A 26,084-nucleotide genomic window follows, 5' to 3' on the forward strand; every position below is an offset into this window, starting at 1 on the left:
GGAGACTGATGATGGGCATCGTTCTCGTCGCGGGCGGCGGCATCGGCGGGCTGGCCACGGCCCTGGCCGTGGCGGCGCGCGGACACCGGGTCCGCGTCCTGGAGCGCAGCGCCGAGTTCACCGAGCTGGGCGCCGGGATCCAGCTCGCGCCGAACGCGTTCCACGCCCTCGACCTGCTCGGGGTCGGGGAACGGGTCCGGGCGCGGGCCGTCCACATCGACGAGCTGCGGTTCATGGACGGCACCACGGGCGAACGGGTGGCGAGCATGCCGCTGGACGAGGGCTACCGGCGGCGGTTCGGCGGCCCGTACGCGGTGGTGCACCGCAGCGACCTCTACCAGCCGCTGCTGGACGCCTGCCGGGAGGTGCCGGAGATCGAACTGTGCGCCGGCAGCCCGGTGGCGCACTACGAGCAGGACGCCGCCGGGGTCACCGCGGTGCTGGAGTCCGGCGAACGGCACGTCGGCGACGTGCTGGTCGGCGCCGACGGCATCCGCTCCACGATCCGGGCGCACGTGGTGGGCGACGGCGAGCCGAAGGTGTCGGGCCACACGATCTACCGCTGCCTGATCCCGATGGAGCGGGTGCCCCGGGAGCTGCGGTGGAACGCCGTCACCCTCTGGGCGGGCCCGAAATGGCATTTCGTCCACTACCCGATCGCGAGCGGCGCGTTCCTGAACCTGGCGGCGACCAGGGACGACGGGGCCGCGCAGGCGGTGTCGGGCGTGCCCGTCGCGACCGACGTCGTCCGGGGCGAGTTCGACGGGTTGAGCGACGTGGCCCGCGACCTGCTGCACCTCGGCGACGGGTGGCGGACCTGGGTGCTGTGCGACCGGGACCCGGTGGACGAGTGGGTCGACGGCCGGGTGGTGCTCATGGGCGACGCCGCGCACCCGATGCTCCAGTACGCCGCCCAGGGGGCGTGCACCGCGCTGGAGGACGCCGTCGTGCTGGGCGCGATGCTCGGCGGCGTCGGCGCCGACGTCCCCGCCCGCCTGCGGGCGTTCACGCGGGCGCGCCGCGACCGCACGGCGCGGGCGCAGTGGGTCGCCCGGCAGATGGGCCTCCGGCTCTACCACCCGGCGGGGGAGGACGCGCGGGCGAGGAACGCGATGCTGCGCTCGCTCACGGTCTCCGACCTGTACGACAAGGTGGAGTGGCTGCACGGGGCCCGTGACTTCGCCACGCCGCCACCCGTCATGCACGGCGCACCGATGTGAGGAGAGCACCCGATGCTGGTACGGGACATCGTCTTCCACCTAGAGATGACCTCGCCGGGCGGTCTGCGCCCGGCCCGTCCCGCGCCGCGTCCGGTGCGGTTGCGGGAGAGCGGGCCCGGCTCCGCCGCGGAGTTCGGGCAGATGATCTGCCGGGTGGGCCGGCCGCACGGCTGGCCGGCGCTGACCTGGCCGACGGATCGCTGGCGGTGCCATCTGGACCGGCCCGGGGTGCGGGCCTGGATCGTGGAGGTCGACGATCGGGAGGCCGGGCTGGTGCAGCTCCAGGCCCAGCCCGGCGGCACCGCGGAGATCGAGTTCCTCGGGCTGGCCCCCGAGTTCGTCGGCCTGGGCCTCGGCGGTCACCTGCTGACCGTCACGACCCGGCTGGCCTGGGAGATGGACCCGGTGGACGGGACGCCGATCCACCGGGTCTGGGTCCGGACCTCCTCGCACGACCACGCCAACGCCAAGGCCAACTACGAGGCGCGCGGCTTCCGGCTGTGCCACACCGAGGAACGGCGGCGCGAGTTCGTCGTCCTCTAGCGGCCCGGGCCCCCGGCGGTCAGGACTCCGGGGCGGGGCCGACCGCCTCGGCCCCGGTGAGGTCGGCGTCGGCCTCGCCGATCCCCTCGAGGAGCCGGCGGGGGCCCGAGCCGAGCCTGCCGAGCGCGTCGTCCGGGTTCGCCAGCAGGCAGCGGTCGATCGACAGGCAGCCGCACCCGACGCAGTCGGTGAACCGGTCGCGCAACTGCTCCAACTGGCGGATGCGTGCGTCCAGGCGGGCGCGCCAGCGCATCGACATGCGCTCCCAGTCCTGTCGGGTGGGGTTGCGGGACTCCGGCAGCTCGGCGAGGGCGGTGCCGACCTCGGCCAGCGGGATCCCGACCCGCTGGGCGATGCGGATCAGGGCGACCCGGCGCAGCGTGTCCCGGCGGTAACGGCGCTGATTTCCCTCCGTCCGGCGACTGACGATGAGCCCCTGTCGTTCGTAGAAATGCAGGGCCGACACCGATACGCCGCTGCGCGCGGAAAGCTCCCCGACGCTCAGTTCCGCCGGCACGTTCATGGTCCTCCGCTCTCTCGGGATTGACCTTAACAAATATTCAGGTTCTAGTGTCGAGGTTGTTCGCAAGGTCCGCCAGTCCCTTTATCGAGGAGGAACCCGATGTACGGTGATCCCTTCCGGCTCGCTGTGATCATTGGCAGCGTTCGGGAAGGCAGGTTCGGCCCCACGGTGGCGAACTGGTTCGTCGGACAGGCCCGTCAGCGCCAGGACCTGGTGCTGGACGTCATCGACCTGGCCGAGATCCCGTTGCCCCCCACCGGGCAGGCCGCGCCCGTCTCGTCCGGGGAGTACGCGTCGCCGCACGTGCTCTCCTTCGCCTCCCGGATCGGCGCCGCCGACGCCTTCGTGGTCGTCACACCGGAGTACAACCACGGCTATCCGGGACCGCTCAAGATCGCCATCGACTCGCTCAATCCGGAATGGCACGCCAAGCCGGTCGGATTCGTCTCTTACGGGGGCATTTCCGGCGGTCTGCGTTCGGTGGAACAACTGCGGGCGGTCTTCGCCGAGCTTCACGCGGTGACCATCCGGGAGACCGTGAGCTTCACCATGGCGCATTCGCAGTTCGACGAGGACGGCGAGCCGCGCGACACGGAGACGGTGAACTTCGCCGCCAAGGTGCTGCTCGACCAGATCGCCTGGTGGGCCTGCCGGCTCCGCGAGTCCCGGGCCGCGCACCCCTACGGGGCCTGACCGGGAACGGCCTGCGGCGCCGGCCTCGCGAGGCCGGCGCCGCAGGCGGTCCGCAGGACGCGGCCGTCGTTCAGATCAGCGACCTCGCCTCGGCCAGCAGATCGCACTGCCGCTCCCACGGACCGCCGCCGAACGGCACGACGACCACGTGCTCGACGCCCTGCTCGGCGAAGGCCGCGAGCCGCTCGGCCACCTGCGCGGGCTTGCCGCCGACCACCGCGGCCTCCGCGTGCTCGCGCGGATAGCCGAAGTCGTTGGAGCACAGGTCGACCAGCGCCTCATGGCTCATCCCGCCGAGGTGGGCGTCCAGGGTCGCGAACACCGACACGCCCACGCCCGGCGCGGGGCGGCCCGCCTTCTCGCTCTCCTCCCGCAGCACCCGCCGACCGTCGCGCAACTGCTCCAAAGTGACGACGGCCGGCAGCCACGCGTCACCGAGCCGGGCGGCCCGGCGCAGCGCGGCCGGGGACGCCCCGCCGATCCACACCTTCGGCATCGGCGCGGCGGGGGACAGCTCGACCCGCGCGCCCGAGGCGAGGGGCAGCTCGACCGGGTCGCCGCGCAGCAGGTCCGGCAGCGCCCGCAGCGCGTCGTCGGTGCGGCGGGCGCGTTCGCCGATCGGCACACCGGCCGCCGCCCACTCGTCCGCCGGCATCCCGCCGATGCCCACGCCGAGCTGCAACCGGCCGCCGGAGAGGGTCTGCAGGGTGCCGATCTGCTTGGCCGCCCAGGGCAGCGGGCGCAGCGCGAGCTGCAGCACCGAGAACCCGATCTCCAGCCGTCGGGTCACCGCGGCCGCCGCCGCGAGCGTCAGCGCGCTCTCCAGGATCGGCATGCCCCAGGCGAGGTGGTCGCTGACCCACAGCGAGTCGAGCCCGGCCGCCTCGGCGCGCCGGGCGGTCTCGGCCGGATCGGCGATCCCGCCGTCCGCGGTGGAGAGGGTGGTGTGTCCGAGGCCGACCTTCACGGGGCCTCACCGCCCTCGTAGACGACCTCGCACTCGTGGTTCTCCAGGTCGATGATGTCGGCGACCTGATCGAAGATCTCTCGGACCCGCGGCACGGCGCACATGCTCCGATAGGCGTCCTCGTCCCGCCACTCGGCGACGCTGATGTAGACGTCGGGCTCCCGGAGTGAGCGCAGCAGCTTGTGCCGGACGTGCCCGGGGAGCGTCGCCATGAAGTCGCTGCCCTCCCGGTAGACCCGCTCGTAGGTCTCCGTCGAGCCCTTGACCCTGATCCTGTTGACGCAGAAGAACATCGCCCTCATCCGAGGTAGTAGGTGAGCCGGTAATGGGCCAGCCAGCCGTCGTCCGTGGGGGCGGCGGTCTCGGTGCCGTGGCCGCGCAGCCCGCGCAGCTCCCCGGTGCCCGAGCCCGGGACGATCTTCCAGGTCGCGGTGACCGACTCGCCGTCGAACCGGCCGACGGTCTCCAGCACGAAGCCGCCGGACCGGCCGTCCAGCGTGCCGACGACATGGATGTAGCCGACGTCGCGCGCGCTGCCGTCGGGCCGGTTGTACATGGTCGCCTCGGCCTCGCCCCGCCCCTGGATGCCGCCCTCGAACGCGTCGACGGCGGCGAACCTGCTCAGGTGCGTGCCGTCCTCGAGCTGCTTGAACGGCTCGTTGGTGAAGCTGACGACCTTGAACGTCCCCTCGGCGATCCGACCGCCGTCGCCGGCCCCGGCGGCCGGGGAGGCCGCGGCGCGGGTCGAGACGGCGGCCACCGCGACGAGGAGGCCGGCGGCGAGGGTGAGGCCGTGTCGCAGTCCGCTCATGGCCGCCTCACACCGGGACGCGGGCGGCGACGAGGGCGGCGTCGTGGTGCTCGACGGCGATCTTGTCGGGACGGGACGGCGGGGGCGGCCCGGGCAGGGTGATCAGCCGGGCGAAGAGCTCGACGATCTCCGGGACGTTCATGAGCGCCCGGTAGTGCTCCGCGCTCTCCCATTCGGCGATCGCGAAGTACACGTCCGGCCGGCTCTCCGAGCGCCACAGCCGCTGACTGACGTGGCCGGGCTGCGCGGCCATGATCGCGCTGGCCTCCCGGTACCACCGTTCGTACTCCTCCGGTCCGCAGCCGGTGAGGGTGATCTTGTTGACACTGACGATCGTCACGCTTCTCCTCCTTCGCCCGACCGGACCAGGATTCGGCACTCCGCTAGAGACCGCCTAGGAGATCTCTAGCGGTCGCCGGATCGGCGTGCGCCGCGCTTTCCGCATTCGTTCGGCCCGCCGATAAATCAATGGCCCGCCCTTCGGACGCCCGCCTATCCTCCAGAGGACACGGAACGGGCCTCCGGGGCCCGTCTCGCGGGGTGGCGCCGACGTGGGAGAGTCGGGCCTGGCTGTAACCCAGGTGCCGCGCGCTGAGTGGGTTCGAATCCCACCCGCCCCACCACGGCGTAGGGTGATCTCCGTGACGGACCGGGAGTTGAAACTCAATTCGCTGTCGCGGTACTCGAAGTCGTCCCCGCTGTTCATCCTCGAAGAGCACGGCCATTGCGAGGTGCCGGCCGGCTGCGGCGGGGTGGTGCTGCGCTGGCGCGACCCGGCGGCCGGCGTCCCGATCACGATGTGGAGCCACACGGGCGGCCCCTGCGAGCCGCTGTTGGACGGATCGCCGGTGACCTCGGGACGGCCGCTGGTGCCGTACGGCGAACACGTCCTGGCATTCGCCGTCACCGAGATCGACCCGGCGTTCATGGTGCTGATGTTCGCCGGGGTGCACCGGTCCTCCGACGACGAGCACGTCACCACCGTGCCGCCCGAGCCCGGCGGCGTCTCCGTCCTGAGCGCGGCCGACGGCACCTGGAGGTACACGCTCACCGAGCCGCCCGACGACGCCTGGACGCTGCCGGGGTTCGAGGACGCGGACTGGCCGTCCATGGACGCCGTGGCGGACCGGCCGCCGGTCGAGGGGTCCTGGGACCCGGTCGGCTACCGGATCGGGAAGATGACCGAGCGCGGCGCGGTCGGTCTGGGCGTGCCCGGTGCTCCCGGTGCGCGCGTCCGGGCGTGGATCCGCAAGGAGTTCACGGTGCCCCGGATGGGAGGCGACCGATGACCCCGCCGCTGGTCCTGATCCCGCAGCACTTCGGGAGTCTGGTCTTCGACCGCCGCACCTCCCGCTACCTGCCCTTCGACGCCGAGGCCACCCGGATCCTGACCCGGCTGACCGACGTCCCGATCGAGCGCGTTCTCGCCGAGACGCCCGACGCCGAGACGCGCGGGTGCGTCGAGCGATTCTTCGCGCACTTCTACGAGCTGGGGTTCTTCACCCTGGACGGAAGGCTCGCCGGGACGGTCCTGGACGGCGTCGAGGTGCCCGCCGACCACCTCACCGGACCCCTCGCCGTGCACCTGGAGGTCGTGTCGGCCTGCAACCTGACCTGCACGCACTGCTTCGCCGGCGAGCTGCCCCGCCGGGAGCGGCGGCTGACCCTGGACGAGATCGACCGGCTGTTCGGCCAGATGGCCGCGCTGGGCGCGTTCCGGCTCGGATTGACCGGCGGGGAGCCGCTGCTCCGCAAGGACCTCTTTCAGATCATCGACCTGGCGCTCGCGCACGGCCTGGCGCCCTGCGTCACCACCAACGGCCTCCTCATCACCGAGGACGTCGCCCGCGCGTTCGGCGAACGGGATCTGGTCTGGCTCAACGTCAGCCTGGAGGGCGCGACCGCCGAGACCAACGACCGGGTGCGCGGCGAGGGCACGTTCGTCAAGGTCCTCGACCGGCTGGAGGTGCTCCGCCGGCACGCCCGGTTCACGCTGGCGTTCACCATCATGAGCGGCAACGTCGACGAGATCGAGGCGTGCGCCGCGCTGGCCCACCAGGTCGGGGCCGACACCGCCGTGTTCCGGCCGCTGTACCCGGTCGGGGTCGCGCGGCACGACCTCGACCTGATGCCGACGTTCGCCGAGTACAACACCGCGCTCAACACGCTGGCGCGCATGGACGACGGGATGATGGAGCTGCGCCACATCGACCCGTTCGGCCCGCACACCCGACGCGAGACCCAGTCGGTGATCCATCAGAACTACGGCTGCGGCGCGGGCAACCTGGTCTGCTCGATCTCGGTGTCGGGCGACGTCAACCCGTGCAGCTTCCTCGGCCCGGAGTTCGTCGCCGCCAACGTCCGGGAGCGGTCGCTGGCCGAGATCTGGCACCACAGCACCGGCTTCCGTGCCATCCGGGCGCTGCCCGGGTCCGATCCCGCGGGCGAACGCGGCCACACCGCCGTCTTCGCCGGCGGCTGCCGGGCCCGCGCCCTCGTCCTCAACGGCTCGATCAACGCGTCCGATCCCTGGATCGACGGACAGGTGGAGATGGAACGGCGGACTCCGGACGCGGTCCACAACCCGCTGGTGATCCTCGACGTGACGCCCGGCCGCCGCCGGTCCTGCGGGTGACGGGCATGGACGACCACGACGACCCACGGGGCCTGTTCCGCCGGGCCCGGGCACTGGAGGCCGAGGGCGACCATCGGCGCGCCGCCTCCGTCTACGACCGGGCGTACGGCCTCGACCCGACCGACGCCGAGGTGGCCGAGGCGCGCCGCACGCTGCTCGACCGGCTCGCGGTCGTGGAGCACGGCCTGCGCTTCCGGTACGTCCCGGCGGGGACGTTCCTGATGGGCTCCGACGTCGGGGACCCCGACGAGTCCCCGGTGCATCCGGTGCGCCTGGGCGGCCACTGGATGGCCGAGACGGCGGTGAGCTGGTCGACCTACTGCGACCTCATGGGCTGGGAGCCCCCGCCGATCGGCTTCCCGAAGGAGGAGCAGGGCGCGAAGATGGCGGGCTTCCACCTGCACGAGGAGAACAAGATCCGCCTCCAGTACTGCGAGGACGCCACCACCCGCGCCGTCGACTGGCACGCCCACGCCGTCGGACAGAAGTGGCGGAGGGGCGGCGAGGAGGTCGACGCGAGCGAGCTGTTCGGCACCCCGCCCCGCGAGGACCCGCGACGGCCCTACCGCTACGACACCAAGCCGATGGTCGCGGTCTCCTGGCAGTCCGCCGAGGCCCTGTGCGAACGCCTGAGCACCGACGAGGTCCGCTACCGGCTGCCGTCCGAGGCCGAGTGGGAACGCGCGGCGCGCGGCGGGCTCGTCGGTCGTCGTCACCCTTGGGGCGACGCGCCGCCGACCCCGGAGCGCTGCGACTTCGACCGCTTCGACGCGTTCTCCATCCTGCCGATGCGCGCCCTGCCGCCCAACGGCTACGGCCTGTACGCGATGACCGGCTCGGTGTGGGAGTGGACGTCCGACCGCTACGACGCGCAGGGCTACCCGGCGGACGCCCCGCCCCCGCCCGCGGACGGCGACCGGGTCCTGCGGGGCGGCTCCTGGGCCGACTGCGCGGAGGTCGTCACCGTCTCGTTCCGCATGTCGCGCGCGTCGGGGGACTGGCGGACGGGCCGGTGGGGCGACCATCTGGCCCCCAACATCGGCTTCCGCCTGTGCCGGGAGGAGATCACTCCGGCAGGGTGACCGGCGGGCCGAGCCCCCCGCCTGGAACCGGGTCTCGGCGTCCGCCCAGAACAGCGAGGCGACCTCGGCCGGCCCTAGGCCAGGCAGCGCAGCGCGTCGCGGAAGGCGGGCGGGAGCGGATGCCCCTCCGGCAGGCGTGCGGTGGTGGCGGCGACGAAATCGGGCCGGGACAGGTCCACGGACTCGCCGTCCAGCCGTACCCGGAAGCCGCCGTCCGTCTGCGTGACCTCGGCGGAAGAGTCGGCCTCGGCCAGCGCGAAGAGCGCGACGCGGGCGCGCCAGGCCGACCGCCCGGGCTCCTCGCCCTCGGCGACAGGCACGCCGATGTCGTCGGCGTGGGTCGCCAACTCCGAGGAGTAGTGGAAGGTCTGCGGCCCCACCGGGTAAGGCCCCGACATGGTCGGCAACATCGCCTCCGCGCCGCGTTCGCGCATCCGCCGCCGGGTGGCGCGGTTCTCCTCGCGCCACTCCTCCAGCACCTCGGCCACCGGCCGCCCCCGCCGGGAGGACACCGACCAGTCGTTGAACGAGGTCAGGTCGGAGGCGCCCTCCTTCTCCAGGAGCGCGAACAGTCCCTGCAGGTCGTCGTCGAGGCAGGCCCGGTTGTACAGCTCCCCGCCGGCGAGGTGGGCGAGCACGTCGCGCACCGACCATCCCTCGCAGCGGGACGGCCGGTCCCACGCGTCGCCGGTCAGCCCGGCGAAGTGGGCTTCGAGCCGTGCCGCCTCGGCGTCGTAGACGTCGAACGGGTCGAGGTCGTTCAACGGTGTACCCATGCCGTCACCCTACGTCGCCGTCTCCGCGAGGTCAGAGCTGCCCCTCGGGCTTCGGCGGGATCGTCACCCGGATCGAGTCGCCCAACTCGATCAGCACGTCCCCGGCCGGCGCGTACTTGGCGGGAACGGTCACCTCCACGTACGCCTGCAGGCCCACCGCCGTGTAGGTGACCGGTCGGTCCGGAGGCTGGGGGAACCAGTTCACCCCGTTGATCGTGACCAGTTGCGCGTCCGGCCGCATCGAGGGCGGCCGCGGCACCCCGCACCGCAGCGCGATGGCGGGGGAGCCCCACGCCGCCGTCAACGGGGATTCCGGAGAGGTGTCGCGCGCGGCCTGTCCGTGCACCCGCTCGGGCAGGCGCAGGCCCGCGCACAGCCGGTCGGACGCCGCGTCGGGATCGGGCACCGGTACCTTCACCGCGCCCTCGCCGCACCCGGCCAGCGTCAGGACCAGCACCGCCATGGCGGCCGGCCGGACGCGTCGGTCAGATGTGAACGATCGGACAGGTGAGCGTACGGGTGATCCCCTCCACCGCCTGGATCTGCGCGACGACGAGCTTGCCGAGCTCGTCAACATTGCGCGCCTCCGCTCGGACGATGACGTCGTAAGGTCCCGTGACGTCCTCCGCCTGGGTCACTCCCGTGATGCCCGAGATCTCGTGGGCGACATCGGCCGCCTTGCCTACCTCGGTCTGGATGAGGATGTAGGCCTGCACCATCACGTCCTCCCCGGGCGGAGAAAAAGCCGTCGAACGGCAACCGTATCGTGTAATCCCCGGGGGCGGGTGCGCCGCCCCCCGCAAAACCTACGGCCGCGCGCCAACGGGGAAACACGGGGGACGGGTGCCGACGATCACCATCGGGGAGCTGGGCGAATTCGGGCTGATCGAGCGGCTGACCGCCCGGTTGCCCCAGGGTCCGGCCGTCGCCCTGGGCCCCGGTGACGACGCCGCGGTGATCGCCGCCCCCGACGGTCGGGTGGTGGCCACCTCCGACCTCCTGGTCGAGGGCCGCCACTTCCGGCGCGACTGGTCCGGCCCGTACGACATCGGCCGCAAGGCCGCCGCGCAGAACCTGGCCGACGTGGCCGCCATGGGCGCCCGGCCGACCGCGCTGCTGCTGGGCCTGGCCGCGCCGGCGGACACCGAGGTCGCGTGGGTGCTGGAGCTGGCCGACGGGCTGCGCGAGGAGTGCGGGCCCGTCGGGGCCTCGGTCGCGGGCGGCGACGTGGTGCGCGCCCCGCAGGTCGTGCTGGCCGTCACCGCGCTGGGCGACCTGGGGGGCGGCCCGCCGCTGACCCGCTCCGGCGCGCGCCCGGGCGACGTGGTGGCGGTACGGGGCCGGCTCGGGTTCGCCTCGGCCGGGCTGGAGCTGCTGACCCGGGGCATCGACGGGCCCGCGGAGCTGCTCGACGCCCACCGCCGCCCCCGCCCGCCCTACGAGGCGGGCCCCCAGGCGCGGGCGCTGGGCGCGACGGCCCTGGTGGACGTCAGCGACGGGCTGGTGCAGGACCTCGGTCACATCGCGGCCGCCTCCGGGGTGCGCGTCGAACTGGACGGCGCGGCGCTGCCGGTCCCCGAGTCGTTCGGCCCGAACGGGCTGCGCCACGTGCTCACCGGTGGGGACGACCACGCCTTCGCCGGCACCTTTCCTCCGGAGGTCGCCCTGCCCCCGGAGTGGTCCGTCGTGGGCCGGGTGACGGCCGGCGGACCCGCCGGGGTGCTGGTCGACGGGCGCCCCCCCGGGGCCGGCGGATGGGACCACTTCCGCTCCTGAAACCGCCCCTGAAACGGCCCGTCCCGGTGCCGTCAAAGATCACCCCACGGCTTTAACGCTCCTGTGGGCGTGCTTGGTCGCCCTTTGATATACCTTCCTGTGACCGAAGAGGACGGAATGGGACGACACACCAAGCCACCCGAGGGCGAGGACGCCCTCGACGAAGGGCTCCGGCCGGAACCTCCGGGGCGCAACTGGGCCAAGATGCTCGTCTCGCTGCCACTGCTGCCGATGGTGGCGCTGGTGATCGCCATCGGGGTCGTCTCCTACGCGTGGGGCACCTCGCAGATCTCCCTCAACTTCGCGGGCGGGCCGCCGCAGCGGCAGCAGCCGCAGGCCGACTCGCGGGACAGCCTCACGGGAGGGCCGCCCGGCGAGGCGACCGCCCGCCAGCGCGGACGCGGCGTGCTGATCGCCTTCCGCACCGTCCGGCGCACGCCGGGCGGCTTCACCGGGGCCGTCACCGTCACCAACCGCTCCGGCCGGCCGATCAGGGGCTGGCTGCTGGGCTTCAAGTTCCCCCGGGCGCGGGTGCTGACCATCGACAACTCCACGGTGGTCAGGAAGGGCACGGTCACCTGGGTGCGCAACGTCGCCGCGACACCCGTCCTGCCCGCCGGCGCCTCGGTCCGGCTCACGTTCACCGCCGACGGCACCCTCTCCCGCCCGTCGGCCTGCAAGTTCAACAAGGCCGACTGCCGACTGGTGTGATCGTCCGGCGCGGTCGGGGCGCGGTTAGGGTGACCGCATGACGCAGAACCCCTCGGCCCCCGCCCGCGTGCTCACCGTCGCCGGATCCGACTCCGGGGGAGGCGCCGGCATCCAGGCGGACCTCAAGACGATGCTGGCCCTCGGCGTGCACGGCATGAGCGTCATCGCTGCCGTCACCGCGCAGAACTCGGTGGGCGTGCAGGGCTATTGGGAGTTGCCGCCGGAGGCGGTGCGCGCCCAGTTGGACTCGGTGCTGTCCGACATCGGCGCGCAGGCGGTCAAGACCGGGATGCTGGCCTCCCCGGTGCTCGTGGAGACGGTCGCCGAGGTGCTGGCGGGGCTGTCGGCCCCCGTCGTGGTCGACCCGGTGGGCGTCTCCAAGCACGGCGACACCCTGCTCGAACCCGAGGCGGTGCACGCCATGCGCACCGTCCTGCTGCCCGTGGCCACCGTCGCCACCCCCAACCTGTGGGAGGTCGAGCAGCTCACCGGGGTCAAGGTGATCGACGAGCGGGGCCTGCGCGAGGCCGCCGAGGCAGTCCGGGCGCTGGGCCCCCGCTGGGCGTTGATCAAGGGCGGTCACCTGCCCGGCGAGCCCGCCGACCTGTTGTTCGACGGCGAGCGCGAGTACCGGTTCACCGCGCCCCGGCACGACAACCGGCACTCCCACGGCACCGGGTGCACGCTCGCCTCGGCGATCGCCTCCCATCTGGCGCTGGGAGAGGAGGTGCCCGAGGCGGTCCGGCTGGCCAAGGAGTACGTCACCGGGGCCATCGCGGCGGGCTTCCCGCTGGGCGCGGGCATCGGCCCGGTCGACCACGGCTGGCGGATCCGGGGCTGAACGCCAGTCAAACCAGGAAAAGGGTAAAGAATCCGGGCAACCACTTGCCCTTTTGGGTAAAACCGAAACATGCTTCTGGGGTGGCCTAAATCTTCTAGGCCCCTGGAGGTTCCCATCATGGCGATCCAAGCGCCGAACCATCACCTACAGGCCCTGGCCGGCCGGCTGTGCAGCGAAGGCCTGTACGCCCGCCTCGACGAGCCGATCGGCGGGCCGCCGACCCTGCACGTCCTCAACCCCGACGTTCCCGCCGCCGAGGAGCACGTGATCGTCGAGGGTGTGACCGACGACGCCTGGTTCTGGTGGGCCTGGGCCGAGCGCATCGCCCCCGCGGGCGACCTCGACGACGCCGTCTCCGGCATCCGCCGCGTGCTCGGCGCCGCCGCCTGACCTCTCTCCCGGGGGCTCCTCCCGCCCCCGGCGATGCCCCGGCCGGAATTCCCCACATTCCCCTTGCCCGGCCGGGGCATCGCCATCTCTCCGGACACCCCGGACGCCCGGCGCCGCGTCACTCGATCCCGATGAGCAGCGGGTGGCGCTGGCCGCCCTCGTAGCTGACCGGCTCGACATCGGGCCGCGTCGCTCGCAGGTGCCGCTCCAACAGCCCGGCGAGCCCCTCCGGGGCCCCGGCGCCGGGGATCAGCGTGACCAACTCGCCGCCGCCCGGCAGCATCCGGTCCAGCACCAGACGGGCGACCTCGGCCACGTCGGCCCCGATCACCGCGACGTCGCCCTCGATCAGCCCCAGCACGTCACCCTCCCGGCAGATGCCGACACTGGTGAAGCCCTCGCCCTCGGCGATCTGCAGATGACCGAACCGGGTGGCGCCCGCCGCGCGCGTCATCGCGATCACGTCCTCGTCGAACCGACGCAGCGGATCGTGCACCGCCAGCGCCGCCAACCCCTGCACCGACGCCCGGGTCGGCACCACCGCGATCCGCACGCCGCTGTCCCGGGCCCGTTCGGCCGCCGCCTCGGCCGGGGCCAGCACCTCGGGCTCGTTCGGCAGCACCGCCACCTCGTCGCCCGCCGCCAGCATCGCCTCGACCAGGACGGCGATCGGCGGCACCCGGCCCGGTTCCCGCCGCACCACACGGGCCCCGGCGCCCTCGAACAGCGCGGCCAGCCCGTCCGCCGCCGTCACCGCCACCACGCCCCGCCCCGTGCACGGCGCCTGCGGGCCCCCGGCCGCGTGCAGGTACGTCACCCGGATCCGGTACGGCCGGCCCGCCGTCAGACCCGCCTCGATCGCCGCGCCCGCGTCCCCGGTGTGCACGTGGACGTTCCACAACCCGTCGCCGCCGACCACCACCAGCGAGTCCCCGAGCCCGTCCAGGGTCTCCCGCAGCGTCGGCACGGCCCCGTCCGGCGCGTCGAGCAGGTACATCACCTCGTAGCCGGGAGCGGTCGCCGGGGCCTCCTCCGGCACCCTCGGCGGGCCCTCCGGCGCGGGCACCTCGTACCGCTCGGGGAACTCCTCGGTGATCACCGCGGCGAGCGTGTCGAGCACCACGCACAGCCCGGCCGCGCCGGCGTCCACCACCCCGTTGCGGGCCAGCACGTCCAACTGCCCGGTGGTCGCCCGCAGCGCGCGGCGCGCCCCCTCGGCCGCGGCCCGCGCGACCTCGGGCAGCGCGAACCCGTCGGAGCCCGGCCCCGAGGCGCCGGCCGCCGCCGACGCCGCGTCCAGCACGCTGAGGATCGTCCCCTCGACCGGGTGCTCGACCGCCGCGCGGGCCAGCGCCGAGGCGTGGCCGAGCGCCTCCCGCAGCACGTCCCCGGACGCCTCGACCGGGCCGAGGATCTCCGCCAGTCCGCGCAGCACCTGACTGAGGATGACCCCCGAGTTGCCCCGCGCCCCCAGCAGCGCGCCCTGCGCCAACGTCCGCCAGATCCGCCCGGTGTCGGCGTCCGGCGGAAGCTCCCGCACCGGCTCGGCCGCCGCCAGCACGGTCAGGTGCAGATTGGTGCCGGTGTCGCCGTCCGGAACGGGGAAGACGTTCAGCGCGTCGATCTCCACGCGGGTGCGGCCCAGCGCCTCCGCGGCGAGCCCGCACCACCGCCGTACCGCCGCCGCGTCCAGGACGTCACGGCCACCTTCGCCCACGCCACCCTCCCGTCGCCCGAGGGTAGTGTCCCTCCCGCAGGCCGCACGGCGTGGTGTGCCCTTCTCTCGCGGACTGATTCGCGCACCCCAGCGCGGGTCGGCTACCCTGGCTGAGCACGCCCCACAGGGGCGTCATCGGCGAGCGCCCGATCCGGGCGCCCACAGAGCATCGACACCCACTTGGAGTTTCCCGTGGCTTCCGTTTGCGACGTCTGCGGCAAGGGACCCGGATTCGGCATGAGCGTCTCCCACTCGCACCGCCGCACCCCGCGCCGCTGGAACCCCAACATCCAGCGCGTGCGCGCCGTGGTCAACGGGGCGACCAAGCGCATCAACGCCTGCACCTCCTGCATCAAGGCGGGCAAGGTCACCCGGCCGACCGTCTGAGGTCCCTCCGCAGGGCATCGATCCGGCCCACCGGCCCTTCGCCGGTGGGCCCGTTCGCGTTCGGCGGCCTCGCCGGAACGTCCGCCGCCCGCGCGTCCGTCGGTGGCGCGCGATAGAAAGTAGAGCGTGGCGAAACTCGACGAGCCGTTGCGCAACCTGCTGGGCGACAAGACGGCCAAGGTGCTGGCGGCCGGCCTCGACCTGCGCACGGCCGGCGACCTGCTGCGCCACTACCCCCGCCGGTACGCCCAGCGCGGCGACCTGACCGATCTGGCCGGCCTGCAGGACGGCGAGCACGTGACCGTCATGGCCGAGGTCACCAAGGTCCAGGGCCGCAGCATCTCCAAGGCCCCCGGCTACCTGCTGGAGGTCACCGTCACCGACGGACGCGGCGACCTCAAGCTCACCTTCTTCGGCCGCAAGGGCTCCTACCGCGCCGAGAAGGAGCTGTCGCCCGGCACCCGGGGCCTGTTCTCCGGCAAGGTCACCAGCTACCGGCCCCGCGGCGGCCGGGTGCAGCGCCAGCTCACCCATCCCGAGTTCCGGCCCGTCAAGGGCGCGGCCGCGGGCGTGGAGGCCAAGGAGTTCGCCGAGGAGATCATCCCCATCTACCCGGCCACCAAGGGCCTGGAGTCCTGGAAGATCGAGGACTGCGTCGCCCTCGTCCTCGACGCGCTCGACCTCGGCCCCGACCCCATGCCGGAGCTCACCCTCAAGCGCCACGGCTTCATCGACCTCGCGGACGCCCTCCGTGGCATCCACCGCCCCCGCGACTGGGCCGAACTCGACCGCGCCCGCCGCCGCCTCAAGTGGGACGAGGCCTTCATCCTCCAGATCGCCCTCGCCCAGCGCCGCCTGGCGGCCGGCGCCCTGCCCGCCACCGCCCGCCCCCGCATCGAGGGCGGCCTCCTCGACGCCTTCGACGCCGCCCTGCCGTTCACGCTCACCCAGGGCCAGCTCGACGTCGGCGCGGAGATCGCCGAGGACCTCTCCCTCCAACACCCCATGCACCGCCTCCTCCAAGGAGACGTCGGCGCGGGCAAGACGATCATCGCCTTGCGGGCGATGCTGCAGGTGGTCGACGGGGGAGGGCAGGCGGTGCTGCTGGCGCCCACCGAGGTGCTCGCCCAGCAGCACCACCGGTCGATCACCGGGATGCTGGGGCCGCTGGCCCAGGCGGGGCAGATCGGGGGGGCCGAGCACGCGACCCGGGTCGTCCTCCTCACCGGGTCGCAGGGGGCCAAGGCGCGGCGGGAGTCGCTGCTGGAGGCGGCCTCCGGGGCGGCGGGGATCGTGGTGGGGACGCACGCCCTGCTCGAGGAGCACGTGCAGTTCGCCGATCTCGGGCTGGTCGTGGTCGACGAGCAGCACCGGTTCGGGGTCGAGCAGCGGGACGCGCTCCGGGAGAAGGTCAACGGCGGCCGGCCGCACGTGCTGGTGATGACCGCCACGCCGATCCCCCGCACGGTGGCGATGACGGTGTTCGGCGATCTGGAGACCTCCACGCTGTCGCAGCTCCCCGCCGGACGCGCCGAGATCCGGACCCACGTGGTCCCGCCGGAGCGCCCCGCCTTCCTGGCGCGCACCTGGGAGCGCATCCGCGAGGAGGCCGCCCAGGGGCGGCGCACGTACATCGTGTGCCCCCGCATCGGCGCGCAGGAGGGCGACGAGGAGGGCCTGCCCGCCCCGGCCGACGAGGAGGGCGCGCGGCGCGCGCCGCTGGCCGTCCTCGACCTGCTGCCGCTGCTGGAGGACGAGCTGCTCCGGGGCCTGCGCATCGGCGTCCTGCACGGCAGGCTCCACCCCGACGAGAAGGAGGCGGTGATGCGTCGGTTCGCCGGCGGTGAGCTGGACGTGCTGTTGGCCACCACGGTGATCGAGGTCGGGGTGGACGTGCCGGAGGCGACCGTGATGGTGATCATGGACGCCGAGCGGTTCGGGGTGTCCCAGCTCCACCAGCTCCGCGGCCGGGTCGGCCGGGGCTCGCTGCCCGGCCTGTGCCTGTTGGTCACCGACGCCGAGGCCGAGAGCAGGGCACGCGAACGGCTCGACGCGGTGGCCGCCACGACCGACGGGTTCGCGCTGTCCCGACTGGACCTCCAACAACGCCGGGAGGGCGATGTGCTGGGGGCCACCCAGGCGGGCCGGGCCTCGAGCCTCCGGCTGCTCACCCTGCTCAAGGACGAGGATCTCATCCGCGCCGCCCGGGAGGAGGCCACCGTCCTGGTGGACGCCGACCCCGAGCTGGAGGGCAGCCCCGGCCTGGCCGCCGAGCTGGCCGCCCTGCTCGACGAGGAACGCGCCGGCTACCTGGAGAAGACGTGACGAGGGTCATCGCGGGGTCGGCCGGCGGGCGTCGCCTGGCGGTGCCCACCGGCCGGGACACCCGCCCCACCAGCGACCGGGCCCGCGAGGGCCTGTTCTCCACGGTGGGCGCGCTGCTGGGCCCGCTCGACGGGCTCCGCGCCGCCGACCTGTTCGCCGGGTCGGGGGCGGTGGGACTCGAGGCCCTGTCCCGGGGCGCCGCGCACGCCCTCCTCGTCGAGTCGCATCCCCGCGCGGCCAAGGTGATCAGGCAGAACATCGCGACCCTGGGGCTCCCCGGGGCCGAGCTGGTCGCCGACCGGGCCGAACGCCTCGTCCGGCGCCCCCCCGCCGCACCGTACGACCTGATCTTCCTCGACCCGCCGTACGCGCTGGCGGACGACGCCGTGACCGGCCTGCTGGAGGCGCTGCGCGACCACGGATGGGCCGCGCCGGACGCCCTGGTCGCCGTGGAGCGCGCGGCCCGCGGCCCCGCCCTGCGCTGGCCCGACGGATACGCCCCCGAGCGCGACCGCCGCTATGGCGAGGCGGTCTTCTGGTACGGCCGCGCGACGGGCGGAAAGCCCTGACGGGCCCCTCACCGGGCACAACGGGTATGCCGGGCGCGGGCCGCGGAGGGCGGGTTTGGTACCGTCGCGCCGCGGATCGTCCCTCGGGGGAACGGGTGGACGAGGTCCGGCCGAGGGAAGGGAACTGCTCGTGCGCCGTGTCGTCTGTCCGGGGTCGTTCGACCCTGTCACCAACGGGCACCTCGACATCATCAGCCGGGCCGCCGGTCTGTACGACGAGGTGGTCGTCGCTGTGCTGATCAACGTCTCCAAGTCCAGCCTGTTCACGGTGGACGAGCGCGTGGACATGATGCGCGAGGTCACCAGGGAGTACGGCAACGTCAAGGTCGACAAGTTCCACGGGCTGACCGTGGACTACTGCAAGGAGCACCGCATCCCGGTGATCGTGCGGGGGCTGCGCGCGGTCAGCGACTTCGACTACGAGCTGCAGATCGCTCAGATGAACCACCGGATGTCCGGGGTGGAGACCCTGTTCATGGCCACCAACCCCCTGTACGCCTTCCTGTCGTCCAGCCTGATGAAGGAGGTCGTCAAGTACGGCGGCGACATCTCCGGGCTGGTCCCCGAGGTGATCCACCGCCGGTTGGTGGAGCGCCTGCGGGAGAGCTGAGTCGCGTCCCGTCCCCCCGGTCGGATAACCTTGTCAGTCGGCGCATCGGCCACCAACCGACGACCGTGATCCACCATGTCCCACGAAAGCAGGAAAGCCCTGACCCGCATCGATCCGCGTGCCCCGCTCGTGCTCGATCTACGAGCCCTGAACCGGCGCCCGGGATCGATGCGCGAGCTGACCAGCACCGTGCCGGCCCCGGCGGATCTCGGCACGGAGATGGTCGGTGTCCCCGAGGGCGCGGACATCGAGCTGGATCTTCGGCTGGAGTCCGTCCTGGAGGGCGTGCTCGTCACGGGCACGGCGCGGATGCCCCTCACCGGGGAGTGCGCGCGCTGTCTGGACCCGCTCGAGGACTCCTTCGACGCGGAGTTCCAGGAGTTGTACGTCTACACCGACACCCGCTCCGGCGTGGAGGCCGGTGAGGACGAGCGCCGGGTCGAGGACGATCTGATCGACCTCGAGCCGGTGCTGAGGGACACGGTGGTGCTCGCGCTGCCGCTGTCCCCACTGTGCCGGGACGACTGTCCCGGCCTGTGCCCCGACTGTGGGGTGCGGCTGGCTGATGCCGGACCGGACCATCACCACGACGTCGTCGACCCGAGGTGGGCGGCGTTGCAGGGCCTGACCGACCTACGAGACGGAAAGCAGGAGGGCTGAAGTGGCCGTCCCCAAGCGGAAGAAGTCGCGCAGCAACACGCGGCACCGGCGTTCGCAGTGGAAGGCCACCGCGCCGAACCTGGTCGCCTGCCCGCAGTGCCGCGAGCCGAAGCTCCAGCACGTGGCCTGCGAGAGCTGCGGCACCTACAACCGCCGTCAGGTCCTGCCCCAGCAGGGCTGACGCGGTGACGTCCGGGGGTCGGTCGCCCGACGCGACCGCCCCCGTGCACGGCTTCCCGGCGTTCCACGAGGATCACGCCGGGGATCTCCGCACCCGTACCACTCGACCGTAGCGACCGCCGGGCGAGGGCGACGGTGAGGCGACCGAGCCGAGCCGGCCCGACAGGGTGGCGCCCGAGGCCGTGGTGTACGCCGGGGAACGTTCTCCGGCGCGCACCTCGTCTTCGCGGAACCTCCCCTCGCGGAACGGTGCGCCGTCGGCGCCGACGGTGTTCGCGGCCGTTCCGTCACATGCACGGCGGGCATCCGATCGTCTGCGATCGTCCGCGAGGAGGACTCCGTGACTGCAAAGGCGGCACCGGGCCCCGCACCCGACCGCGCCGAACTGGAGCGAGCCCTGGGCGTCACGATCGACGCCGCGCTGCTGGAACGCGCGCTCACGCACCGTTCGTACGCCTACGAGAACGGCGGCCTGCCCACCAACGAGCGCCTGGAGTTCCTGGGCGACTCGGTGCTGGGTCTGGTCGTCACCGACACGCTGTTCCGCAGCCACCCGGACCTGCCCGAGGGGCAACTGGCCAAGCTGCGCGCGGCGGTGGTCAACATGCGGGCGCTGGCCGGCGTGGCCCGGTCGCTGGGCGCGGGCGCGCACATCCGGTTGGGCCGGGGCGAGGAGGGCACCGGCGGCCGGGACAAGTCCTCGATCCTGGCCGACACGCTGGAGGCCCTGATCGGCGCCGTCTACCTCGACCGCGGGCTGGACGAGGCGGCCCGGCTCGTGCACCGGCTGTTCGATGGGCTGATCGACCGTTCGGCGAGCCTCGGCGCGGGCCTGGACTGGAAGACCTCGCTGCAGGAGCTCACCGCCATGGAGGACCTGGGCGTCCCCGAGTACCACGTGGCCGAGAGCGGGCCCGACCACCAGAAGACGTTCCGGGCCACCGTGCGGGTCGGCGGCGAGACCTACGGGTCGGGCGAGGGCCGCAGCAAGAAGGAGGCCGAGCAGCACGCCGCCGAGGCCACCTGGCACGCGATCCGCGATGCGGCCACCGAGCGCGAGGCGAGGCCCGAGGACGCGCAGCCGGTGCAGGAGCACGGGGGCTGACATGCCCGAGCTTCCCGAGGTGGAGGTCGTCCGCCGGGGGCTGGACCGGTGGGTGAGCGGCCGCACCATCGCCTCCGCCGAGGTGCTGCACCCGAGGGCGGTCCGCCGTCACGTCGGCGGCGCCGAGGACTTCACGGGCCGCCTGAACGCCCGTACGATCGCCTCCGCCCGCCGCCGGGGCAAGTACCTGTGGCTGCCCCTGGCGGACGGCGAGGGCGCGATCCTGGCCCATCTGGGCATGAGCGGGCAGCTCCTCGTGGGCGATCCCGAGCGGGACCCGGAGACGCATCTGCGGGTCCGGGTCGCCTTCACCGACGGGGGCCACGACATGCGCTTCGTGGACCAGCGGACGTTCGGCCACGTCATGGTCGCCGAGCTGGTCCCCGACGCGTTCGCCCCGAAGGACGCCCCGGAGGACGAGGCGACGGTGCCCGAGCCGGTGGCGCACATCGCGCCCGATCCGCTCGAGGAGGCGTTCGACGACGAGGGGTTCTACCGCGCGCTGCGGCGCAGGCGCACGGGGATCAAGCGGGCGCTGCTCGACCAGTCGTTGATCAGCGGCGTCGGCAACATCTACGCGGACGAGGCGCTGTGGCGGGCGCGGCTGCACTGGGCCCGCGCCACGGAGAACCTCACCCGCGCCGAGGTGACGCGCGTGCTGGAGGGGGCCCGTGCGGTCATGGGGGCGGCGCTCGCCGTCGGCGGCACCTCGTTCGACAGCCTGTACGTCAACGTCAACGGGGAGAGCGGCTACTTCGAGCGCTCCCTGGAGGCCTACGGGAGACGGGACGAGCCGTGCCGGCGCTGCGGCGCCCCGATCCGCCGCGACGTGTTCATGAACCGTTCCTCCTACAGTTGCCCGCGTTGCCAGCCCCGCCCGCGCAACCCCCGGCTCTGAGCCGCGGCGTCGTCGTTCCCTACGATCGTGCCGTGGAGGACAACGATCCGGTACGGCTGACGGCCTGGGTGCGCGGAAGCGTGCAGGGCGTGGGTTTCCGCTGGTGGGTGCGGGCGCGGGCGCTCGAACTCGGCCTGGTGGGCTCGGCGACCAACCTGGCCGACGGCCGGGTGGAGGTGGTGGCCGAGGGCTCCCGCGCGGCGTGTGAGAGACTGCTGGAACTGCTGCGCGGGCCGGGGACGCCTGGAACGGTCTCCGGGGTCGCGGAACGATGGTCCGCTCCGCGTGGCGGGCAGGCCGGTTTCGTCGAACGGTGACGGGTAGGGGAAACCGGTTTGCACCTGCTAAACTTGGGACGACAGGTTGTTACCGGCCCGTGATGTCCGTCTTGACCGACACCCCGGCCGGTGCGACTCTAGATGATACGCGCACCGTAATGAGATGTTCTTTCGGGCGCGATTCCTGCTGGTTACTCAGCGCGGAGGACCTTTAGTCATGGCGAAGGCTCTACTCGGCCACGTCGGCGGTCCCGACCCCCGGATGGTCGCGGAGATGCGGCGCCTTCAGCAGCGCGTACGTGATCTGGAGGCCGAGCTCGTCCGGCTTCAGACGGAGAACGACGCACTGTCCGCGGAGGCTCACGAGGACGTACTGGCACTCGGAGTGAAGGACCGTGAACCGGCACTGACCTGACGGTGCCGCCACACCAGGGACGTCGGACGGTCGGCGTCCCTTTGTTCTGCCCTTTTCGCTCCGTGACGCCTTGGGCGCGCGGGCGCGGGGCCTTAGCGGCATACCCTTCATGACCTGGCCATTCTCGGGACGACCGGCGTTCATCCGGGCGTACCCGGCACATGGGGAACCGCCCGGCGTCGCGTGAATCACCTGCGCGCGGCGACCCGGGCGGTATCGTTCGCACTGGTCGGGCGGCGGGCCGGGGCATCCGCGGCGCGTCGCGGTCCCCCGAGGAGGGCAGGGAGAGTCCGCGCGTGTATCTCAAGAATCTGACGCTGCGCGGCTTCAAGTCCTTCGCGTCCTCGACGACCCTGCGCTTCGAGCCCGGCATCACCTGCGTGGTGGGGCCCAACGGGTCTGGCAAGTCCAACGTGGTCGACGCCCTCGCCTGGGTGATGGGCGAGCAGGGCGCCAAGTCGCTGCGCGGCGGCAAGATGGAGGACGTCATCTTCGCCGGCACCGCGAGCCGCCCCCCGCTGGGGCGCGCCGAGGTGGTGCTGACCATCGACAACTCCGACGGCGCGCTGCCGATCGACTACTCCGAGGTCACCATCAGCCGGCTGATGTTCCGGTCGGGGCAGAGCGAGTACGCCATCAACGGCGACGCCTGCCGGCTGCTGGACGTGCAGGAGCTGCTGTCGGACTCCGGCATCGGCCGCGAGATGCACGTGATCATCGGCCAGGGCATGCTGGACCAGGCGCTCAACTCCGGCCCCGACGGGCGGCGCGCGGTGATCGAGGAGGCCGCCGGGGTCCTCAAGCACCGCAAGCGCAAGGAGAAGGCGCTGCGCAAGCTGGACGCGATGCAGGCCAACCTGACCCGCGTCCAGGACCTCACCGGCGAGCTGCGCCGGCAGCTCAAGCCGCTGGGCCGGCAGGCCGAGATCGCCCGCAAGGCGGCGGTGATCCAGGCCGAGCTGCGCGACGCGAGGGCGCGCCTGCTCGCCGACGATCTGGTCACCCTGCGCACCCGGCTGGAGCAGGAGGCCGCCGACGAGGCCGCCGTGCGACGCCGCCGGGCCGAGGTCGAGCGGTCCCTGGCCGCCGCCCAGGAGCGGGAGGCCGTCCTGGAGGCCGAGGAGCAGGCCGCCGCGCCGCTGCTGGCCCGGGCGCAGGACACCTGGTTCCGGCTCTCGTCCCTGAAGGAGCGGCTGCGCGGCGTGGCCGACCTGGCCGCCGAACGGCACCGCAACGCCTCCGAGGACGAGGGCGAGGAACGGCGCGGCCGCGACCCCGACGACATGGAGCGCGAGGCCGCGGCGATCCGCGAGCAGGAGGACCTGCTGCGCGCCGCCCTGGAGGAGGCCCAGGAGGGCCTGTCCGTCACCGTCGAGACCCGCGCCGAGGCCGAGGACGCCCTCCGCGAGGAGGAACGCCGCCTCCAGGCCGCCGCGCGGGCCGCCGCCGACCGCCGCGAGGGCCTGGCCCGGCTGCGCGGCCGGGTCGAGGCGCTGCGCAGCAAGGCCCAGGCGGGGGAGTCGGAGATCGGCCGCCTCGCCGAGGCCCGCGCCGAGGCCGAGGAGCGCGCCGAGGCCGCCCGGGCCGAGTTCGAGGCGTACGACGCCGAGGTCGCCGAGGATCCGGAGCTGCTCGCCGAGCACGCGACGGCGCAGGAGGCCCTGGCCGCGGCCAAGGAGACGGTCGAGAACGCCCGGGCCGCCGAGGACGGTCCCCGCCGGGCGCTCAGGGCCGCCCGCGAGGCCGTCGCCGCGGCCCGCGCCGCCGACCGGGCCGCGCAGCAGGAGGCCACCGCCCTCGGGGCCCGGATCGAGGCGCTGGAGTTGACCCTCGGCAGCGCCGCCGACGGGGGCGAGGCGCTGCTGTCGTCCGGCCTGGACGGCGTGCTGGGCACCGTCGCGTCCCTGCTGACCGTGGAGCCCGGCTACGAGACGGCGATCGCCGCCGCGCTGGGCGACGCCGCGCAGGCCGTCGCCGTCGGCTCGCTGGACACCGCCCGCGACGCCCTGGCCATGCTCCGCGAACGCGACGCGGGACGCGCCGGAATGGTCGTCGGCGACGGACCCGCCGTGGGACTGCCCGCCTTCCCCGGGGTCCGGTTCGCCGCCGACGTGATCTCCGCCCCCGACTCCGTGCGTCCCGCGCTGCGGCACCTGCTGCGCGGCGTGGCCGTGGTGGAGGATCTCGACGCCGCCGCCGACCTGGTACGACGCGAGCCGACGCTGCGGGCCGTGACCCGCGCCGGCGACCTGCTGGGGGCCCACTGGGCCCAGGGCGGCGGTGAGGGCGGCGCCCTGGGGCTGCTCCAGATGCGCGCCACCCTCGACGAGGCCGTCGAGGCCCTCGGGGTCAGCCGTTCCCGCGCGGAGGAGGCGGCGTCCGCGCTGGAGGCCGCCGCCGAGGCCGAACAGCAGGCGCAAGCCGCCCTCGAGGGCGCCCAGACCGCCGTCCACCAGGCCCAGAACGGTGTCAACCAGGCCCAGTCGGTGCTCGACCGGGCACGCGGCAGGATGCGCGAGTTCGAGGCGAGGGCCGCCCAGGAGGCCAAGCAGGCCGCCCGGCTGGAGGCCGGGGTGCGGGCCGCCCGGGGCGAGGTGGAGCGGCTGACCAAGGCCCTGGACGCCGCCACCGACGCCCGTGAGCACGACCTGCGGGCCCTGGCGGAGCTGGAGGCCCGGCACGCCGAGGCGGAGGCGGCGGCCGAGGTCGCCGACGACCTCGGCGACGACACCGAGACCCGGGAGCACCTCGCCGAACGGGTCCGACAGGCGCGGGCGGCCGAGATGGAGGCGCGGCTGACGGTCCGTACCGCCGAGGAGCGCGTGCAGGCCATCGCCGGGCGGGCCGACGCCCTGGAGCACGGCGCCCGTCGCGAGCGCGAGGAACGCGCCAGGGCCACCGCCCGCCGCGCCCGCCGGAGGCGGCAGGCCGCGACCGCACGGGCGGTGCTGCTCGGATCCGAGACGTCCCTGGAGCGGATCGAGGTGTCGCTGGTCGCCGCCGTGGCCGGGCGGGAGGCCGCCGAGCGGGCCAAGGCCGACCGCGAGGCCGAGCTGAAGGTCGTGCGCGGCCAGGTCCGCGAGCTGTCCTCCCGACTGGAGAAGCTGGTCAACGTCGTCCACGGCAACGAGGTCGCCCGCGCCGAGCAGCGGCTCCGGCTGGAGCAGTTGGAGGAGCGGGCGATGGAGGAGATGGGTCTGGAGGTCGCGACCCTGGTCGCCGAGTACGGCCCCGACCAGCCCGTGCCGCCCGGCCCCGACGCCGCCGAGGACGCCGGCCCGGAGCCGTTCGACCGGGCCGTCGTGGAGAAGCGGGCCAAGGCCGCCGAGCGGAAGATGAGCCAGCTCGGCAAGGTCAACCCGCTGGCGCTGGAGGAGTTCGCCGCCCTGGAGGAGCGGCACGCGTTCCTGACGTCGCAGTTGGAGGACCTCAAGAAGACCCGGCGGGACCTGCTCGACATCGTCAAGGAGGTCGACGACCGGGTCCAGCAGGTGTTCGCGGCGGCGTTCGCCGACACGGCCCGGGAGTTCGAGCGGATCTTCACCCGGCTGTTCCCGGGCGGCGACGGGCGGCTGATCCTCACCCAGCCCGACGACATGCTCGCGACGGGTGTCGAGGTCGAGGCGCGTCCGCCGGGCAAGAAGGTCAAGCGGCTGTCGCTGCTGTCCGGCGGCGAGCGCTCCCTGGTCGCGATCGCCATCCTGGTCGCGGTGTTCAAGGCCCGCCCCTCGCCGTTCTACGTGCTCGACGAGGTGGAGGCGGCGTTGGACGACACCAACACCCAACGGCTGCTGGGCATCCTGGAGGAGCTCCGGGAGTCCTCCCAGTTGATCATCATCACCCACCAGAAGCGCACCATGGAGGGCGCCGACGCGCTGTACGGCGTCAGCATGCGCGGCGACGGCGTCACCCAGGTGATCAGCCAGCGGATGCGGGAGCGCGAGCGGGAGCCCGTCTGACCGCCCTCTTGGC

General features: G+C 73.4%; 30 protein-coding genes and 1 tRNA gene. 22 read left to right on the plus strand and 9 right to left on the minus strand.

Translation table 11 applies throughout. The features are described from left to right. Positions 1–8 precede the first annotated feature (8 nt). Together DFJ69_RS22430 and DFJ69_RS22435 are read left to right on the plus strand one after the other, a co-directional pair. Positions 9–1,220: a 3-hydroxybenzoate 6-monooxygenase gene (locus DFJ69_RS22430; RefSeq protein WP_245974524.1), complete on the plus strand. Its 1,212-nt coding sequence runs from the start codon at positions 9–11 to the stop codon at positions 1,218–1,220. Positions 1,221–1,232: 12 nt separating this feature from the next. Further along, entirely contained in the window at positions 1,233–1,763 is a 531-nt protein-coding gene (locus DFJ69_RS22435; protein ID WP_116024418.1) for a GNAT family N-acetyltransferase, read from the plus strand. Between the two features lie 19 nt (positions 1,764–1,782). Here DFJ69_RS22435 and soxR read toward each other — a convergent pair whose 3' ends face one another. Next, positions 1,783–2,286: a redox-sensitive transcriptional activator SoxR gene (soxR, locus tag DFJ69_RS22440; protein ID WP_116024419.1), complete on the minus strand. Its 504-nt coding sequence runs from the start codon at positions 2,284–2,286 to the stop codon at positions 1,783–1,785. Between the two features lie 99 nt (positions 2,287–2,385). Here soxR and DFJ69_RS22445 point away from each other — a divergent pair, with 99 nt between their 5' ends. Beyond that, positions 2,386–2,979, plus strand: a complete 594-nt coding sequence (locus tag DFJ69_RS22445) for an NADPH-dependent FMN reductase (RefSeq protein ID WP_116024420.1) — start codon at positions 2,386–2,388, stop codon at positions 2,977–2,979. A gap of 70 nt (positions 2,980–3,049) precedes the next feature. On the opposite strand, the gene DFJ69_RS22450 is transcribed toward DFJ69_RS22445, so the two are convergent. The 4 genes from DFJ69_RS22450 to DFJ69_RS22465 are packed head-to-tail and all read right to left on the minus strand — an operon-like array spanning position 3,050 to position 5,097. After that, complete coding sequence (locus DFJ69_RS22450; protein WP_116024421.1) at positions 3,050–3,946, minus strand: LLM class flavin-dependent oxidoreductase; 897 nt, start codon at positions 3,944–3,946, stop codon at positions 3,050–3,052. After that, the gene (locus DFJ69_RS22455; RefSeq protein WP_116024422.1) at positions 3,943–4,248 is read right to left on the minus strand and encodes an antibiotic biosynthesis monooxygenase family protein; all 306 of its coding nucleotides are present in this window, start codon (positions 4,246–4,248) and stop codon (positions 3,943–3,945) included. Before DFJ69_RS22455 ends, DFJ69_RS22450 begins: the two co-directional genes overlap by 4 nt. After that, entirely contained in the window at positions 4,245–4,757 is a 513-nt protein-coding gene (locus tag DFJ69_RS22460) for a DUF3224 domain-containing protein (RefSeq protein WP_116024423.1), read from the minus strand. The genes DFJ69_RS22455 and DFJ69_RS22460 overlap by 4 nt, the downstream gene beginning before the upstream one ends. A gap of 7 nt (positions 4,758–4,764) precedes the next feature. Further along, complete coding sequence (locus tag DFJ69_RS22465; RefSeq protein ID WP_116024424.1) at positions 4,765–5,097, minus strand: antibiotic biosynthesis monooxygenase family protein; 333 nt, start codon at positions 5,095–5,097, stop codon at positions 4,765–4,767. Positions 5,098–5,294: 197 nt separating this feature from the next. Here DFJ69_RS22465 and DFJ69_RS22470 point away from each other — a divergent pair. From DFJ69_RS22470 to DFJ69_RS22485, 4 genes are all read left to right on the plus strand, one after another. After that, positions 5,295–5,380, plus strand: a tRNA-Tyr gene (locus tag DFJ69_RS22470). Between the two features lie 18 nt (positions 5,381–5,398). Then, complete coding sequence (locus DFJ69_RS22475; protein WP_116024425.1) at positions 5,399–6,046, plus strand: hypothetical protein; 648 nt, start codon at positions 5,399–5,401, stop codon at positions 6,044–6,046. Next, entirely contained in the window at positions 6,043–7,392 is a 1,350-nt protein-coding gene (locus DFJ69_RS22480) for a radical SAM protein (protein WP_116024426.1), read from the plus strand. Before DFJ69_RS22475 ends, DFJ69_RS22480 begins: the two co-directional genes overlap by 4 nt. A 5-nt stretch (positions 7,393–7,397) precedes the next feature. Then, positions 7,398–8,474: an SUMF1/EgtB/PvdO family nonheme iron enzyme gene (locus DFJ69_RS22485; protein ID WP_116024427.1), complete on the plus strand. Its 1,077-nt coding sequence runs from the start codon at positions 7,398–7,400 to the stop codon at positions 8,472–8,474. Positions 8,475–8,548: 74 nt separating this feature from the next. Here the strand turns inward: DFJ69_RS22485 and DFJ69_RS22490 are convergent, their stop codons facing one another. Genes DFJ69_RS22490 through DFJ69_RS22500 form a run of 3 tightly spaced genes read right to left on the minus strand, consistent with a single transcriptional unit; the run spans position 8,549 to position 9,969 of the window. Beyond that, positions 8,549–9,250 carry a maleylpyruvate isomerase family mycothiol-dependent enzyme gene (locus DFJ69_RS22490; RefSeq protein ID WP_116024428.1) on the minus strand — a complete coding sequence of 234 codons (702 nt, stop codon included), beginning with the start codon at positions 9,248–9,250 and terminating at the stop codon, positions 8,549–8,551. 31 nt (positions 9,251–9,281) lie between these two features. Further along, positions 9,282–9,713, minus strand: coding sequence for a DUF3515 domain-containing protein (locus tag DFJ69_RS22495; protein WP_170177746.1), 432 nt, complete (start codon positions 9,711–9,713; stop codon positions 9,282–9,284). Between the two features lie 22 nt (positions 9,714–9,735). Next, on the minus strand, positions 9,736–9,969 hold the full coding sequence (locus tag DFJ69_RS22500; protein ID WP_116024429.1) for an Lrp/AsnC family transcriptional regulator: 234 nt from the start codon (positions 9,967–9,969) through the stop codon (positions 9,736–9,738). 124 nt (positions 9,970–10,093) lie between these two features. Here DFJ69_RS22500 and DFJ69_RS22505 point away from each other — a divergent pair, with 124 nt between their 5' ends. The 4 genes from DFJ69_RS22505 to DFJ69_RS22520 all read left to right on the plus strand — a co-directional run bounded on the left by DFJ69_RS22505 (position 10,094) and on the right by DFJ69_RS22520 (position 12,968). Then, positions 10,094–11,026 (plus strand): thiamine-phosphate kinase, encoded by a 933-nt coding sequence (locus DFJ69_RS22505; protein WP_116024430.1) that lies wholly within the window; start codon positions 10,094–10,096, stop codon positions 11,024–11,026. Between the two features lie 117 nt (positions 11,027–11,143). Next, on the plus strand, positions 11,144–11,737 hold the full coding sequence (locus DFJ69_RS22510) for a cellulose binding domain-containing protein (protein WP_116024431.1): 594 nt from the start codon (positions 11,144–11,146) through the stop codon (positions 11,735–11,737). Positions 11,738–11,774: 37 nt separating this feature from the next. Further along, positions 11,775–12,578, plus strand: a complete 804-nt coding sequence (gene thiD, locus DFJ69_RS22515) for a bifunctional hydroxymethylpyrimidine kinase/phosphomethylpyrimidine kinase (protein ID WP_116024432.1) — start codon at positions 11,775–11,777, stop codon at positions 12,576–12,578. Positions 12,579–12,695: 117 nt separating this feature from the next. Next, on the plus strand, positions 12,696–12,968 hold the full coding sequence (locus DFJ69_RS22520) for a hypothetical protein (protein ID WP_116024433.1): 273 nt from the start codon (positions 12,696–12,698) through the stop codon (positions 12,966–12,968). A gap of 118 nt (positions 12,969–13,086) precedes the next feature. Here the strand turns inward: DFJ69_RS22520 and DFJ69_RS22525 are convergent, their stop codons facing one another. Further along, the gene (locus DFJ69_RS22525) at positions 13,087–14,685 is read right to left on the minus strand and encodes a DAK2 domain-containing protein (protein WP_116024434.1); all 1,599 of its coding nucleotides are present in this window, start codon (positions 14,683–14,685) and stop codon (positions 13,087–13,089) included. A 192-nt stretch (positions 14,686–14,877) separates the two neighbouring features. Between DFJ69_RS22525 and rpmB the strand changes: the two genes are divergently transcribed. From rpmB to smc, 11 genes are all read left to right on the plus strand, one after another. Then, positions 14,878–15,072, plus strand: coding sequence for a 50S ribosomal protein L28 (rpmB, locus tag DFJ69_RS22530; protein WP_116026819.1), 195 nt, complete (start codon positions 14,878–14,880; stop codon positions 15,070–15,072). Between the two features lie 126 nt (positions 15,073–15,198). Then, the gene (recG, locus tag DFJ69_RS22535; protein ID WP_116024435.1) at positions 15,199–17,397 is read left to right on the plus strand and encodes an ATP-dependent DNA helicase RecG; all 2,199 of its coding nucleotides are present in this window, start codon (positions 15,199–15,201) and stop codon (positions 17,395–17,397) included. Then, a complete protein-coding gene (gene rsmD / locus DFJ69_RS22540; protein WP_116024436.1) occupies positions 17,394–17,966 on the plus strand; it encodes a 16S rRNA (guanine(966)-N(2))-methyltransferase RsmD in 573 nt (190 codons plus the stop codon). The genes recG and rsmD overlap by 4 nt, the downstream gene beginning before the upstream one ends. 130 nt (positions 17,967–18,096) lie before the next feature. Next, positions 18,097–18,576: a pantetheine-phosphate adenylyltransferase gene (gene coaD, locus DFJ69_RS22545; RefSeq protein WP_116024437.1), complete on the plus strand. Its 480-nt coding sequence runs from the start codon at positions 18,097–18,099 to the stop codon at positions 18,574–18,576. 75 nt (positions 18,577–18,651) lie between these two features. Further along, on the plus strand, positions 18,652–19,236 hold the full coding sequence (locus DFJ69_RS22550; RefSeq protein ID WP_116024438.1) for a YceD family protein: 585 nt from the start codon (positions 18,652–18,654) through the stop codon (positions 19,234–19,236). A 1-nt stretch (position 19,237) separates the two neighbouring features. Then, complete coding sequence (rpmF, locus tag DFJ69_RS22555) at positions 19,238–19,417, plus strand: 50S ribosomal protein L32 (RefSeq protein ID WP_116024439.1); 180 nt, start codon at positions 19,238–19,240, stop codon at positions 19,415–19,417. 339 nt (positions 19,418–19,756) lie between these two features. Then, positions 19,757–20,521 carry a ribonuclease III gene (gene rnc, locus DFJ69_RS22560; RefSeq protein WP_116024440.1) on the plus strand — a complete coding sequence of 255 codons (765 nt, stop codon included), beginning with the start codon at positions 19,757–19,759 and terminating at the stop codon, positions 20,519–20,521. A gap of 1 nt (position 20,522) precedes the next feature. Further along, entirely contained in the window at positions 20,523–21,419 is an 897-nt protein-coding gene (mutM, locus tag DFJ69_RS22565; RefSeq protein WP_116024441.1) for a bifunctional DNA-formamidopyrimidine glycosylase/DNA-(apurinic or apyrimidinic site) lyase, read from the plus strand. Positions 21,420–21,451: 32 nt separating this feature from the next. Then, positions 21,452–21,736 (plus strand): acylphosphatase, encoded by a 285-nt coding sequence (locus DFJ69_RS22570; RefSeq protein WP_116024442.1) that lies wholly within the window; start codon positions 21,452–21,454, stop codon positions 21,734–21,736. A 178-nt stretch (positions 21,737–21,914) separates the two neighbouring features. Further along, positions 21,915–22,112 (plus strand): hypothetical protein, encoded by a 198-nt coding sequence (locus DFJ69_RS22575; RefSeq protein ID WP_116024443.1) that lies wholly within the window; start codon positions 21,915–21,917, stop codon positions 22,110–22,112. Positions 22,113–22,408: 296 nt separating this feature from the next. Next, on the plus strand, positions 22,409–26,071 hold the full coding sequence (gene smc, locus DFJ69_RS22580; RefSeq protein ID WP_211328705.1) for a chromosome segregation protein SMC: 3,663 nt from the start codon (positions 22,409–22,411) through the stop codon (positions 26,069–26,071). Positions 26,072–26,084 lie beyond the last annotated feature (13 nt).

This window comes from Thermomonospora umbrina (assembly GCF_003386555.1).
In the GTDB taxonomy this organism is placed as follows: domain Bacteria; phylum Actinomycetota; class Actinomycetes; order Streptosporangiales; family Streptosporangiaceae; genus Thermomonospora; species Thermomonospora umbrina.